Genomic DNA, 13,870 nt, shown 5'->3' on the forward strand with positions numbered 1-13,870 from the left:
ACCCTTATCCCTCCACGAAAATTACTTTCACTTCGTTTGAAAACTCGATCTCGAAATGATTTATGAGTTTCACAACCCATTCGAACGTGACCCTTTCGAGGAGTACCGCATGACACCGTCCTTCGGCTATTGGCTGCTGGTCTACGCCGCCGTTGCCATCATCGCCCTGATCGTTCTGATCGCCCGTTACCGGCTCAATCCGTTCATTGTCATCACCCTGATTTCCATCGGCCTGGCGCTGGTGGCGGGGATGCCGCCGTCCGGCGTGGTGGGGGCGTATGAGGCCGGGGTGGGCAAGACGCTGGGGCATATTGCGCTGGTGGTGGCGCTGGGGACGATGCTCGGCAAGATGATGGCCGAGTCCGGCGGGGCCGAGCAGATGGCGCGCACGCTGATCGAGCGCTTTGGCGAGAAGAACGCGCACTGGGCGATGGTGTGCATTGCGTTTCTGGTGGGGCTGCCGCTGTTTTTCGAAGTCGGTTTCGTGTTGCTGGTGCCGATTGCCTTTACCGTGGCGCGGCGGGTTGGCGTGTCGATCCTGATGGTCGGTTTGCCGATGGTCGCCGGTCTGTCGGTGGTGCATGCGCTGGTGCCGCCGCACCCGGCGGCGATGCTGGCGGTGCAGGCCTATCAGGCGTCGGTCGGGCAGACCTTGCTGTATGCGATTGCCATCGGCATTCCGACGGCGATCATTGCCGGCCCCCTGTACGCCAAATTCATCGTGCCGCGCATTCAGTTGCCGGCGGATAACCCGCTGGAAAAACAATTCCTCGAACGCGAACCTCGCAACAGCCTGCCGGGTTTCGGCATCACCATGGCGACCATTCTGTTGCCAGTGGTGCTGATGCTGATCGGCGGCTGGGCCAACCTGATTTCCACGCCGGGCAGCGGCTTCAATCAGTTCCTGTTGTTTATCGGCAACTCGGTGATTGCGCTGTTGCTGGCGACGCTGTTGAGTTTCTGGACGCTCGGCATTGCGCAGGGTTTCAACCGGGAATCGATCCTCAAATTCACCAACGAGTGCCTGGCACCGACCGCCAGCATTACCTTGCTGGTGGGTGCTGGCGGCGGCCTGAACCGGATTCTGGTGGACGCCGGCGTCACCGATCAGATCGTCGGCCTGGCCCACGAATTTCACCTGTCGCCGTTGATCATGGGCTGGTTGTTCGCCGCGTTGATGCGCATCGCCACCGGTTCGGCCACCGTTGCCATGACCACGGCTTCCGGCGTGGTCGCGCCAGTGGCCATCGGTCTGGGTTATCCACACCCGGAACTGCTGGTGCTGGCGACAGGCGCGGGCTCGGTTATCTTTTCCCACGTCAACGACGGCGGCTTCTGGTTGATCAAGGAATACTTCAACATGACGGTGGCCCAGACGTTCAAGACCTGGACGGTGCTGGAAACCCTGATCTCGGTTGTCGCTTTTGCCCTGACCGTCGGTCTTTCTTACCTGCTGTAGTCGGAGTTATCCGCCATGGACATCCTTTATCAGATCCGCGCCCGTCAGGATTCCTTCAGCGCCGGTGAAGGACGCATCGCCCGTCTGATGCTCGACGACGTAGGATTTGCCGCCTCCGCCAGCCTCGAAGAGCTGGCCCAGCGGGCCGAAGTCAGCACTGCCACGCTGTCGCGCTTCGCCCGCACGGTCGGTTGCCGCGACCTGCGCGACCTGCGCCTGCAACTGGCCCAGGCCAGTGGCGTCGGCAGCCGTTTCCTCGACCCGGCGGGCACGCCCGAACAGTCGGCGTTTTACGGGCAGATCGTCGGCGATATTGAAACCACCCTGCGCCAGCATCTGGCGGCGTTCGATGAATCGCGCTTCGTCGATGCGGTGAAACTGCTGGGCCAGGCGCGGATGATCCACGCCTTCGGCATCGGCGGTTGCTCGACCCTGTGCAGCGATGAGTTGCAAGTGCGGCTGGTGCGCCTCGGCTACCCGATTGCGGTGTGCCACGACGCAGTGATGATGCGCGTCACCGCCGCCAGCCTCAGCGCCGAGCAGGTGGTGATCGTCTGTTCGCTGACCGGCATCACCCCGGAGTTGCTGGAGACCGTAGCGCTGGCGCGCAACTACGGCGCACGGATTCTCGCCATCACCCGCGCCGACTCGCCGCTGGCGGAACTGGCCGACATTGTCCTGCCGCTGCAAGGCGCCGAGACCTCGTTCATCTACAAACCGACGGCGGCACGCTACGGCATGCTGCTCGCCATCGACGTGCTGGCCACCGAGCTGGCGCTAGCCAATCCTGAAGACAATCAAGAACGTCTGCGGCGGATCAAACTCGCCCTCGACGAATACCGTGGCGGCGACGATCACCTGCCGCTGGGAGACTGACATGCTGTACGACACCCTGATTCGCAACGCCCTGGTCATCGACGGCAGCAACAGCCCCGGTTACGCCGCCGACGTGGCGATCCTCGATGGCCGCATCGCGCGCATCGGCGACTTGGGCGAGGCCCGCGCCACCGAGGAAATCGACGCCGCCGGGCGTGTGCTGGCGCCGGGTTTCATCGACGTGCACACCCACGACGACACCGTGGTGATTCGCCAGCCACAAATGCTGCCCAAGCTCAGCCAGGGCGTGACCACGGTGATTGTCGGCAACTGCGGGATCAGTGCGGCACCGGTCAGTTTGCGCGGCGATCCGCCGGATCCGATGAACCTGCTCGGCTCGGCGGCGGCGTTCGTTTATCCACGTTTCAGCGATTACCGCGCGGCGGTCGAAGCGGCCAACACCACGCTGAACGTCGCGGCGCTGGTCGGCCACACGGCGCTGCGCAGCAATCATCTTGATGATCTGTTTCGCACCGCCACCGACGATGAAATCAGCGCGATGCGCGAACAGTTGCGTGAAAGCCTGGAGGCGGGCGCCCTTGGTTTATCCACAGGCCTGGCGTATGCGAGTGCGTTCTCCGCATCCACCGATGAAGTCATGCAACTGACCGAAGAACTGAATGCGTTCGGCGCGGTGTACACCACGCACCTGCGCAGTGAATTCGAACCGGTGCTGGAAGCAATGGACGAAGCCTTCCGCATCGGGCGTCACGCACGATCACCGGTGATCATTTCCCACCTGAAATGTGCTGGCGCCGGTAATTGGGGCCGTAGTCCGCAGTTGCTCGCCTCGCTGGAAGAGGCGGCGAAAACTCACCCGGTCGGCTGCGATTGCTATCCGTATGCGGCGAGTTCTTCGACCCTGGATCTGAAGCAGGTCACCGACGCCCACCGCATCACCATCACCTGGTCGACGCCGCATCCGGAAATGGGCGGTCGTGACCTGATGGACATCGCCGCCGAATGGAACCTGTCGTTGCTCGACGCCGCCAAACGCCTGCAACCGGCGGGTGCGGTGTATTACGGGATGGACGAGAACGACGTGCGCCGGATCCTCGCTCATCCGCTGTCGATGGTCGGCTCCGACGGCCTGCCGGAAGACCCGTTCCCGCACCCGCGTCTGTGGGGCGCTTTCCCACGGGTGCTCGGACATTTCAGTCGTGATGTCGGGCTGTTTCCGCTGCATACCGCGGTGCACAAGATGACCGGTCTGTCGGCCGCGCGTTTCGGTCTGAAGGAAAGGGGCGAGATTCGTGAAGGGCACTGGGCGGATCTGGTGCTGTTCGACCCGGCGACCGTGCGTGACGTGGCGGATTTCAACGACCCGCAACGTGCCGCCCAAGGCATCGAGGGTGTGTGGATCAATGGTGTTTTGAGTTACCGCGACGGTCAGGCCAATGGCCAGAGACCAGGGCGGTTCCTGGCGCGCCAGGGCGATCTGCGCGACGGCTTTCGTTGAATTTTGCTGACTGCTTCACGGTGATGGCACATTGCAATTAAAGAAAGCCATCACCAAGCCGAATTGCTGACATCCACCCCGGCTACACTCTGGGGCCAATCAGTCAGGGAGCAACCCATGAGCTTCGGCAAAACCACCCCGATCCTGCGGATTTTCGATGAAGCCAAGGCCGTGGAATTCTACGTCGACTTCCTCGGCTTCAAGATCGATTGGCAGCATCGTTTCGAACCCGGTTTCCCGTTGTACCTGCAGGTTTCGCGCGGCGAATGTGTGCTGCATTTGTCCGAACACCACGGCGATGCAACACCGGGTTCGGCCCTGCGGATTGAGACCGATGAGCTGGAGGCGTTTCAGCAGCAGTTGGTCGCCAAGAACTACAAGTTCTCGCACCCGGGCATCCAGGCCATGCCGTGGGGCAGCCAGGACATGACCATCGCCGATCCGTTCGGCAATCGCCTGGTGTTCACCAACGCGATCAGCCTCTAACTGTCGTTTGACACCCGGTGAGTCTGCCGAAACTCACCGGGCGGCATGCCGCGTCGGCTCTTGAAGGTGCGATGAAACGAGCGCGGTTCGGTGAAGCCCAGATACTGGGCGATGTCCTGAATCGGCAAAGTGCTGTTGAGCAGGTAATGCTCGGCCAGTTCCTGACGCAGTTCGTCGAGGATCTGCTGATACGAGGTGCCGGCCTGATGCAGCTGGCGTTGCAGGGTGCGCACCGAGACGGCGAGATGTTCGGCCACCTGTTCCTTGCGCGGCAGGCCCTCCTTGAGCAACTGACGCAGGATGCTTTTGACCCGCTGTTCGAGCGACGCATCCTCCAGCGTCGCCATTAAACTCTGAGCGTGTTCTTCCAGGGTGCGCAGCAAATGCGCATCGGCCTGGCGCAACGGCAACTGCAAATACGGCAACGGCACGATCAGCGCGGAATACGGCTGATCGAACAGTACCGGGCACTCAAAAAACTGTTCGTACTGCGCCTGCGTGGTGTCCGCCGGGATCGAGTGTTCCAGCCACACGGCGGCCGGCGACAGTTGGGTGTCGGCGATCCAGCGTGCGTATTGCAGCCAGGAGCCGAGCACGTTTTCCACCAGGTGTCGGCGAATTCGCGGGCGCTCGAAACGGCAGCTCCAGATCAGGTGAACGTGGCTGTCGTGCACCTCGGTGCGGCTTACGCCCATGTCGCCCACCAGTTTTTCGAACGGCATGATCCGGCTCATGGCGTCGCCCAGTGTCGCGCAATTCATGGTGATGTAGCCGAGCACGCTCCAGGAGTTGGGCAGCACAAAATTCGCGGCGTTGAGGCCGAACAGCGGATCGCCCGAGTGTTCGCAAAAGTAATCGAGCAACCGCTCATGGGTTTCACCCGGCAGGCGCAGGCTGTTGTCGCTCAGCTGTTGCGCCTGCAACCCGGCCGCCGCCAACGCAGGCTCGATGGCCAGGCCCAGATGTTCGGCATGGCGCAGGTACTTGAGCAGCGGCGGAACGGAGGTGAAGCCGAGCGATTGCATGACCGTATTCCCTTGATCGAGGCCGCCACGGGCGGATGAGCGCCCTGAAAGGTAATTTGAATCCACGACTAAAGTAAATGGCTGACGCTTGCGCGACGTTTGACTCAATTGGCTACTCGAACTGGCCGGATGCGACCGTGACACTTTCGGCCGGCTGACTAGTATGAGGGCCTGAAATCTCACTGATCAGACTGCACAGAAGGACACACGCATGCGACGCTGGAACGGCTGGGGAGATGCAACCACGGTGGTCGAACTGCCGGCCCAGGGCGCAAGTTTTCTCCATGAACGACTGGGGAAGGGGCGCGCGCTGCCCGATGCGACGCTCGAAGCGGCGCTGGCCCGCGTGCCGGTCTCGCGGCTGGCGGAACACGCCTTGTACAGCATCGATGCCCATGACCGTCTGCTGCATGCTCGAGGCCAGAGCCTGCCGGACTGGCTGGCGTTGCGCGAAGGCGCGCTGGGCAATTACCCCGACGCCGTGGCGTTCCCGGAAACCGCCGAACACATCCGCCAATTGCTGGCGCTCGCCCAGGCGCAGGACCTGTGCCTGATCCCCTACGGCGGCGGCACGTCGGTGGCCGGGCACATCAACCCGCCAGACTCTGCGCGGCCCGTGGTGACGGTGTCCCTGGCGCGGATGAGCCGCCTGATCGACCTCGACGAACAAAGCCTGCTGGCGACTTTCGGCCCCGGCGCCAGCGGCCCGCAGGTGGAAAGCCAATTGCGCGCCCGTGGCTACACGCTGGGGCATTTTCCGCAGTCGTGGGAGCTGTCGACGCTGGGCGGTTGGGTGGCCAGTCGTTCCAGCGGTCAGCAGTCGCTGCGCTATGGGCGGATTGAGCAACTGTTCGCCGGCGGAACCCTGGAAACCTTTGCCGGGCCGCTGCAAATTCCAACCTTCCCGGCCTCGGCGGCCGGCCCTGATCTGCGCGAAGTGGTACTGGGTTGCGAGGGGCGTTTCGGGATCATTTCCGAGGTCAAGGTGCGGGTCAGCGCGCTGCCGGCCGATGAGCGTTTCTACGGTGTGTTTCTGCCCAGCTGGAGCAAGGCGCTGCAAGCCATTCAGCAACTGGCGCAAGCGCGGGTACCGCTGTCGATGCTGCGCTTATCCAACGCGGTGGAAACCGAAACCCAACTGGCGCTGGCCGGCCATCCACAACAGATCGCCTGGCTGGAAAAATACTTGAACCTGCGCGGTGCGGGGCAGGGCAAGTGCCTGCTGACCTTCGGCGTGACCGGCAATCGCAAGCAGAATGCGCTGTCCCTGAGCCAGGCCCGTCAGCATCTGAAAGCGTTCGGCGGTGTGTTCACCGGCACGCTGCTGGGCAAGAAGTGGGCGCAGAACCGCTTTCGTTTTCCGTATCTGCGGGAGAACCTGTGGAACGCCGGTTACGTGGTCGACACCCTCGAAACAGCCACCGACTGGAGCAACGTCGACAACCTGCTCAACCGGATCGAAAACAGCCTGCGCGATGCGTTGGCGGCGGAGGGGGAGCGAGTGCACGTGTTCACCCATCTGTCCCACGTCTACGGCGAAGGCTCGAGCATCTACACCACTTACGTGTTTCGCCCGGCGGCGGACTATCCCGCGACACTGGCCCGCTGGAAGGCCCTCAAACACGCGGCCAGTCAAACCGTCGTCGACAACCACGGCACCATCAGCCACCAGCACGGTGTGGGCAAGGATCATGCGCCGTACCTGCCGCGCGAAAAGGGCGAGCTGGCGATGGACACCTTGCAGGCGCTGAGCCGGCACTTCGACCCGGCCGGGCGCCTGAACCCCGGCACGCTGTTGCAGGAGTGACGGCGATGAGCGCGGACTGGAACGCCGAATGGCGCCAGCAAGTCCTGCCGACGCTGGCGGGTGAAACCTGGGATCTGATCGTCATCGGCGGCGGTATCAGCGGCGCCGGCATCCTGCGTGAAGCCGCGCGCCGTGGCTGGCGTTGCCTGCTGCTGGAACAGCGTGATTTCGCCTGGGGCACCTCCAGTCGGTCTTCGAAAATGGTCCATGGCGGTTTGCGCTACATCGCCAAGGGCCAGTGGCGCCTGACCCGAGATTCAGTGCGCGAACGCCAGCGTCTGCTCGACGAAGCGCCGGGGCTGGTGGAACCGATGAGTTTCATGATGCCGCACTATCGCGGCGGCTTTCCCGGGCCGCGAGTGTTGGGTGGTCTGCTGTCGATCTATGACGCATTGGCCGGGCGCCGCGATCATCGTTTCCATGATGCGCAGCAACTGCGTTATCTGGCGCCGGGCGTGAAAGAAAATGACCTGCTGGGCGGCACCTGTTTTGTCGATGCGCTGACTGATGACGCGCGGCTGGTGATGCGCGTGTTGAGCGAAGCGCGGGCGGACGGTGCGGTGGTGCTCAACGGTGTACGCGTCGAACATCTGCTGCGGGAAAACGGGCGGGTGTGCGGGGTTCAGGTCGAAGACTGCGAAGCCGGCGCTTCAATTCAATTGCGTTGTGGTGTGCTAGCGGTGGCCACCGGCGCCTGGGCTGAACGCTTGCGTCCATCCGAGGCGCCGCGTCAGTTGCGCCCGTTGCGTGGCAGTCATTTGCTGCTGCCGGGCTGGCGCTTGCCAGTGGCGCAGGCCTTCACGTTTATGCACGAGCAGGATCGGAGACCAGTGTTCGTTTTCCCTTGGGAAGGCGCCACGGTGGTCGGCACCACGGACCTTGATCACCGCGAGAATCTGGACCAGAGCGCGAGCATCAGCACCGAAGAACTCGACTATCTGCTGGCCGCCTGCCGACAGCAGTTTCCCGGCGCTGAAGTGACAGCAACCGACGTGCTTTCAACCTGGTCCGGCGTGCGCCCTGTGGTGGGCAGCACGGCAGGTGAGCATCAGGACAAACCGTCGAACGAAACCCGTGAACATGTGCTGTGGCAGGAGCCGGGTTGCGTCACCTTGGCCGGCGGCAAGCTCACGACGTTTCGCCCGCAAGCCATCGAAGTGCTCAAGGCCTGCGCCGACATGCTCGGTCGCTCTTTCGACGATGATGCCGCGCCGGTGTTCGCGACGGTACCGCCACTGGCGATTCCCAGTCTCAGCCCCGGCCAGTGGCGACGTCTGGCCGGGCGACATGGCCGGGACCTACCGAGGCTGGCGCAATTGCTCGCCGAACTGGGCCTCGACACCGTCGGCGCCACCGACACCTTGTGGGCGGAACTGGCTTTCGCCTGCGAGTCGGAAATGGTCCTGCACCTGGATGACCTGCTGCTGCGCCGAACCCGCCTCGGCCTGTTGCTGCCCTGTGGCGGCGCGGATTATTTCCCGGCCATTCGCCGACTCTGTCAGCCGCGACTGGGCTGGGACGACGAACACTGGCAACAGGAACAGCAACGCTATCAGGCGTTATGGCAACGCCATCACGGCCTGCCGGAAATCGCGCAGTGATGCCCCTCGAAGAGAGCTCCATGGACAACCACCCGAACAAGCATTACCTGCTGGCCATCGACAATGGCACCCAGAGCGTGCGCGCGCTGCTCTTCGATTTGCAGGGCAATCTGCTCGGCAAGGGCAAGGTTGAATTGCAGGCCTATTACTCGACGCAACCGGGCTGGGCCGAGCAGGATCCCGAATATTACTGGGCCAAACTGGGTGAGGCCTGCCAGCAGGTGTGGGCGCAAACCGGCATTGATCGTTCGCAGATCGCCGGGGTTTCTCTCACGACGCAGCGCGGCACGGTGATCAACGTCGATGCCCAGGGCAAACCGTTGCGCCCGGCGATTCTCTGGCTCGATCAGCGCCAGAGCCAAGTCGAAGGCGGGATCAAGGGGCCGTGGGGCTGGCTGTTCAAACTGGCCGGCGCGCAGGCTACGGTGGATTACTTTCGCGCCCAGGCCGAGGCCAACTGGATTGCCCGCCATCAACCCGAAGTGTGGGCGGCGACCGACAAGTTTTTGCTGCTCTCGGGGTTTCTCACGCATCGCCTGTGCGGACGTTTCGTCGACTCGGTGGGCTGTTGCGTCGGTTACTTGCCGTTCGACTTCAAGCGCCTGCGCTGGGCCGCAACCCGTGACTGGAAATGGCAGGCGCTGGCGGTGCGTCCCGAGCAACTGCCGACCTTGCACAAACCCGGTGAAACCCTCGGCCACATCAGCGCAGAAGCGAGTCTTCACACCGGCATTCCCGAAGGCGTTCCGCTGATTGCGGCGGGGGCCGACAAGGCTTGTGAAGTGCTCGGCTCCGGCGTCGTCGATTTGGGCACGGTGTGCCTGTCCTACGGCACCACCGCGACCATCACCAGCACCCGTTCGCGCTATCTGGAAATCGTCCCGTTGATTCCGCCGTACCCGTCGGCGGTGCCGGATCAGTACAACTGCGAGGTGATGATTTATCGCGGCTACTGGATGGTCAGCTGGTTCAAGAACGAGTTCGGCCTGCGGGAAATGCAGCAGGCCAAAGAGCAGGGCATCGAGCCCGAGCAACTGTTCGATGCATTGGTCGAGGCGGTGCCGCCGGGCTCGATGGGATTGACGTTGCAACCGTACTGGTCACCGGGGATTCGCGAGCCGGGTGTCGAAGCCAAAGGCGCAATGATCGGCTTCGGCGACGTGCACACCCGTGCGCACATTTACCGAGCAATTCTTGAAGGCCTGGCCTACGCCTTGCGCCAGGGCATGGAGAAAATCGAGAAGCGCTCGAAGATCTCCGTCACCCGTTTGCGAGTCGCTGGCGGTGGCTCGCAAAGTGATGCGGCGATGCAACTCACGGCGAACATTTTCGGCCTGCCGGCGGAGCGTCCGCACGTCTATGAAGCGTCCGGTCTGGGCGCGGCGATTTGCTGCGCGGTGGGGCTCGGGCTGCACGCGGATTTCCCCACGGCGATAGCGGCGATGACCCGGGTTGGTGCGGTGTTTCAGCCGCAACCCGAGGCGCAGCAGGTCTATGAGCGACTGTACAAGGACGTCTATCTGCGCATGTATCGGCAGCTCAAACCGTTGTACCAGAGCATCCGCAAGATCACCGGTTACCCGGCGTGAAAGAACATCGCACGTGGCGCTATCGGAGAACTTTTCTGGTGAGATCGGACAGTGTCAGAGGCGGGGTCGATTGTTAGGCTCGATCCCCTCGGCACACATAACAAGAACCAGAAGCAATGAAGCTGATCTCCCTCCTGCTGCTTTGCGCAATGGCCCCCACGGCGTGGGGCTGGTCGAACCATACGGTGGGCAGCTACCTGGCGTTGCAGGATCTGCCGGCGTTGCGCGATGCGTCGCCCGTCGAAGTTGAGCCGCTGGAGCAGTTTCTCTCCGAGCAATATCCGACCATCGTCGCGTTGCTCGATGAGCAGGAGCGCTTCGCCCGCGAGCATTTCAAGCAGTACCCGCCGCGCCCCGACAACCTCAAGTTGCCCGCCGCGCCGAGCGACAATCTGCGCCACGACTTTCTCACCGCGCTGCGGATCAATCCGCAGATTTTTCTGGCGATGGTCATCCAGCCGTTGCCGGGCAAAGACCTGCCCGAGCGCGAGCATCTGCAGGCCGATCAGGTCATGGTCGAGCAGACGCTGTCGCCGTGGAATCGCCAGCGTTTCATTCGTGTGAGCGACCACGAAAAAGTCGCGCCTCTGGCCGTACTGGCGAGCGCTGCCGACGAGCCGGATTACGGCCACGACATCAACCTGTTCAGCGACAACCCCGGCGAAGTCGCCGCGCTGTATGGCTTCGGCCCGCAGCCGTTTGGCGATGCGCGCTTCCAGTACAGCTCCCAGGCGCCGTTCCACATGGGCTTTTTCCATGAAAGCCCGGTGGTGTACGCGGCCGCCGAATTCCTCGAACGCAGCTGGCCGGACTGGCGTGCGTATCAGTACATGGGGCTGGCGCGACTGGCGTTTGCCACCGGCCATTCTTACTGGGGTTATCGCTTTCTCGGCTGGGGCCTGCACCACGTTCAGGACCTGACCCAGCCGTATCACGCCAAGCCGTTGCCGGGCGTCGAACTGCCGAGCCTTCTGCTGCTGGAGGGCAAGGCGCTGGCCGGTTTTGCGGAGGACAAACAGGCGTCCATCGAACGGGTCGCGACCCGCCACATGGAAGTCGAGAAATACCAGTCGACCTGGCTGCGCCGCGTGCTGCGTGCCGGTCAGTTGCATCCGATGCTCGACGCTTACGCCGATGCCGCCGGGGACGCGCGTTACCCGCCGTACTCCGTGGACTACCTGCGGGAAGTGGTGAGTGCTGAGTCGGTCGACGACTCCGCTGCCTTCGATGAAGCCATCGGCCAGTGGCTGGAAACGGCGCCGGTCACCAGCGATTTCAGCGCGGGCAATCAGTTGCAGCGCGAGACCTTCGAGCACCCGGAGCTCAATCAGCAACTGCTCCGGCTGCTCGGCCATTTCGGCGCCCACAGCCGGATTTTTGTCCGTGCGGGGCTGGCGCCATAAGCATCGCGGCAACACACAACAATAAGAACAGGGAAGGAGGAACAGATGATCAACACTCGATTGCGCCTGTCTGGCGTAGCGCTCCCCGGTGTCGGTTTGGCAGGGCTGCTGCAACTCTGCGCAGTTGATGCGGTGCAGGCCGCCGAGTTCAGCGTGCTGGACAATCAGGTCACCGGCTCGCTCGACACGACCTTGTCCTATGGCCGCTTGTGGCGGGTCCAGGGCCGGGACAAGACCAACGATGACGTCAACACCAACGACGGCAATCGCAACTTCGACACCGGGCTGGTTTCCGAGGTGTACAAGATCACTTCGGAGCTGGAAGCCAACTACCAGAACTACGGGATGTTCCTGCGCGGCACCGCGTTCTACGACACCCAGTTGATGGACAAGCGCAACGACTACTACCACAACAACAGCCCGTCGCAGCCGAGCCAGAGTTATCCCCAGGAGGACCGTTTCACCGGCCAGACCCGCGACATCGCCGGCAGCCGGATCGAGATGCTCGACGCCTACGTTCATGGCACCTGGGACGTCGCATCAATGCCGGTCACCGCGCGAGTGGGGCGGCAGGTGTTCAACTGGGGCGAGGGGATTTTCTATCGCGGCGGGGTCAACACCACCAACCCGGTGGACGCCGCGAAATATCGCTTGCCCGGCGCCGAGGTCAAGGAAGTGCTGATGCCAGTGGAGGCGGTCAGCTTCAACATCGGCCTGACCGACAGCCTGACGATGGAGAGTTTCTACCAGACCAACTGGAAAGAAACCCGCATCGATCCGGTCGGCACGTTCTACTCGCAGACCGACCTGTTTGCCGACGGCGGCAACACCGCCTACAACAACTTCAGCGGCACCGCGCTTGATACGCCGGTGCCGGGGTTCGGCAATGTCATCGGTCTGTACAGCGCGCTGGGCAACAATCCGTTGCTCGGCCCGGCGCTGAAGTCCACCGGCCTGTACGCCAACGGCGTGACTCCGGCCTATGGCAACACACTGAAAGTGGCGTCGATCGGCAAGGACTACAACGCGCGCAATGACGGCCAGTTCGGCTTCGCCTTCCGCTACATCGCCGAAGAACTCAACAGCACCGAGTTCGGCCTGTACATGGTCAATTACCACGCCAAGGAGCCGACCATCGCTGCCGACCTGGGCGGTTACAACGGCATCGACATGAATGCCCTGACCAACATGCTCTCCAGCGTTGCCGGCAGTCAGGCCGGGGCCCTCGCCAACGGGCTGGCGACTGCCGATGTGATGGGCAACATCCAGGCCCATCGGCGTTATGCCGAAGACATCCGCATGTACGGTTTCAGCTTCAACACCACGCTGGGCGAGGCTTCGGTGTTCGGTGAAGTGGCCTACCGACCGAACCTGCCCATCGGCGTCGCGGCCACCAACGATTTGATCGGCGATCTGGCCAACGGCGCTGCCGCAGCGGTGTCCGGCAAGACCATCAACGTCGGCGGGCAAATGGTCACCCTCGACAGCCAGATCAACAACGCCGAGCGGGTGGAAGCGTTCAACACTTCGCTGGGCAGCATCTACAACTTCGGCCCGACGCTGTCGTTCGACTCGATGTTCGGCATCTTCGAACTGGCCTCCGAGCACCTGCGCGGCAGCAGCCTGCAATACACCGCTTACGACGGCAGCAACCGCTACTACGCCGGTACCGGCAACACTTCGTATGTGTCCGGTGGCGATCGCGACGATCAGGTCAATCGCGATTCCTACAGCTACACGGTGATGTTCAACGGCACCTGGAACGACGTGTACGCCGGGGTCAACGTCTCGCCTTACGTCGTCTACAAGGACGACTTCAAGGGCAACAGCTACCAGGCCGGCAACACCATCGAGGGCCGCAAGGCCTACACGCTGGGGATCAAGGCCAACTACCAGAACAGGCTCGAAGCCGAGTTGCAGTACACCGAGTTCTACGGCGGTGGGCAGAACAACGGCATTCGCGACCGCGACAACGTCGGTTTCAACCTCAAGTATTTCCTTTGATATCCAGAACACCGGTGCCCCCCTGTGGGAGCGAGCCTGCTCGCGATGAGGACGGCACATCCAGACGTTGTGTTGCCTGACTCACCGCCATCGCCAGCAGGCTGGCTCCCACAGGGGATTTGCTGGCTATGCAGACCTGGTTTTATTTTCGGAGAACGAAC

10 protein-coding genes are annotated in these 13,870 nt (G+C 62.8%); 9 read left to right on the top strand and 1 reads right to left on the bottom strand.

The annotated features are described in order from the left end of the window. Nucleotides 1-109 precede the first annotated feature (109 nt). From LOY31_RS03710 to LOY31_RS03725, 4 genes are all read left to right on the top strand, one after another. Nucleotides 110-1,459 carry a GntP family permease gene (locus LOY31_RS03710; RefSeq protein ID WP_258712856.1) on the top strand — a complete coding sequence of 450 codons (1,350 nt, stop codon included), beginning with the start codon at nt 110-112 and terminating at the stop codon, nt 1,457-1,459. Between the two features lie 15 nt (nt 1,460-1,474). Beyond that, on the top strand, nt 1,475-2,335 hold the full coding sequence (locus tag LOY31_RS03715; protein WP_258712857.1) for a MurR/RpiR family transcriptional regulator: 861 nt from the start codon (nt 1,475-1,477) through the stop codon (nt 2,333-2,335). Nucleotide 2,336: 1 nt separating this feature from the next. After that, nucleotides 2,337-3,794 (top strand): amidohydrolase family protein, encoded by a 1,458-nt coding sequence (locus LOY31_RS03720; RefSeq protein WP_258712858.1) that lies wholly within the window; start codon nt 2,337-2,339, stop codon nt 3,792-3,794. Between the two features lie 117 nt (nt 3,795-3,911). Next, nucleotides 3,912-4,280: a glyoxalase superfamily protein gene (locus LOY31_RS03725; protein WP_007953815.1), complete on the top strand. Its 369-nt coding sequence runs from the start codon at nt 3,912-3,914 to the stop codon at nt 4,278-4,280. Here LOY31_RS03725 and LOY31_RS03730 read toward each other — a convergent pair. Beyond that, on the bottom strand, nt 4,277-5,305 hold the full coding sequence (locus tag LOY31_RS03730) for an AraC family transcriptional regulator (protein WP_258712859.1): 1,029 nt from the start codon (nt 5,303-5,305) through the stop codon (nt 4,277-4,279). The two genes, LOY31_RS03725 and LOY31_RS03730, sit on opposite strands and share 4 nt — an antisense overlap. Before the next feature lie 211 nt (nt 5,306-5,516). On the opposite strand from LOY31_RS03730, the gene LOY31_RS03735 reads away from it, so the two are divergent. The 5 genes from LOY31_RS03735 (at nt 5,517) to LOY31_RS03755 (ending at nt 13,709) form a co-directional block, all read left to right on the top strand. Continuing rightward, nucleotides 5,517-7,112: an FAD-binding oxidoreductase gene (locus LOY31_RS03735; protein WP_258712860.1), complete on the top strand. Its 1,596-nt coding sequence runs from the start codon at nt 5,517-5,519 to the stop codon at nt 7,110-7,112. A gap of 5 nt (nt 7,113-7,117) precedes the next feature. Then, nucleotides 7,118-8,713 carry a glycerol-3-phosphate dehydrogenase/oxidase gene (locus LOY31_RS03740; protein WP_258712861.1) on the top strand — a complete coding sequence of 532 codons (1,596 nt, stop codon included), beginning with the start codon at nt 7,118-7,120 and terminating at the stop codon, nt 8,711-8,713. Between the two features lie 20 nt (nt 8,714-8,733). Beyond that, nucleotides 8,734-10,302 (top strand): FGGY-family carbohydrate kinase, encoded by a 1,569-nt coding sequence (locus LOY31_RS03745; RefSeq protein WP_258712862.1) that lies wholly within the window; start codon nt 8,734-8,736, stop codon nt 10,300-10,302. 116 nt (nt 10,303-10,418) lie between these two features. Beyond that, entirely contained in the window at nt 10,419-11,705 is a 1,287-nt protein-coding gene (locus LOY31_RS03750; protein ID WP_258712863.1) for a phospholipase, read from the top strand. A gap of 45 nt (nt 11,706-11,750) precedes the next feature. After that, complete coding sequence (locus LOY31_RS03755; RefSeq protein WP_258712864.1) at nt 11,751-13,709, top strand: DUF1302 domain-containing protein; 1,959 nt, start codon at nt 11,751-11,753, stop codon at nt 13,707-13,709. Nucleotides 13,710-13,870 lie beyond the last annotated feature (161 nt).

Source organism: Pseudomonas sp. B21-021 (genome assembly GCF_024749205.1).
In the GTDB taxonomy this organism is placed as follows: domain Bacteria; phylum Pseudomonadota; class Gammaproteobacteria; order Pseudomonadales; family Pseudomonadaceae; genus Aquipseudomonas; species Aquipseudomonas paraglycinae.

Bases quoted from the DNA above. Each gene is read 5' to 3' on its own strand.
- LOY31_RS03750 (WP_258712863.1), top strand. From the start codon at position 10,419: ATGAAGCTGATCTCCCTCCTGCTGCTTTGCGCAATGGCCCCCACGGCG.
- LOY31_RS03735 (WP_258712860.1), top strand. From the start codon at position 5,517: ATGCGACGCTGGAACGGCTGGGGAGATGCAACCACGGTGGTCGAACTG.
- LOY31_RS03755 (WP_258712864.1), top strand. From the start codon at position 11,751: ATGATCAACACTCGATTGCGCCTGTCTGGCGTAGCGCTCCCCGGTGTC.
- LOY31_RS03720 (WP_258712858.1), top strand. From the start codon at position 2,337: ATGCTGTACGACACCCTGATTCGCAACGCCCTGGTCATCGACGGCAGC.
- LOY31_RS03740 (WP_258712861.1), top strand. From the start codon at position 7,118: ATGAGCGCGGACTGGAACGCCGAATGGCGCCAGCAAGTCCTGCCGACG.
- LOY31_RS03710 (WP_258712856.1), top strand. From the start codon at position 110: ATGACACCGTCCTTCGGCTATTGGCTGCTGGTCTACGCCGCCGTTGCC.
- LOY31_RS03745 (WP_258712862.1), top strand. From the start codon at position 8,734: ATGGACAACCACCCGAACAAGCATTACCTGCTGGCCATCGACAATGGC.
- LOY31_RS03730 (WP_258712859.1), bottom strand. From the start codon at position 5,305: ATGCAATCGCTCGGCTTCACCTCCGTTCCGCCGCTGCTCAAGTACCTG.
- LOY31_RS03725 (WP_007953815.1), top strand. From the start codon at position 3,912: ATGAGCTTCGGCAAAACCACCCCGATCCTGCGGATTTTCGATGAAGCC.
- LOY31_RS03715 (WP_258712857.1), top strand. From the start codon at position 1,475: ATGGACATCCTTTATCAGATCCGCGCCCGTCAGGATTCCTTCAGCGCC.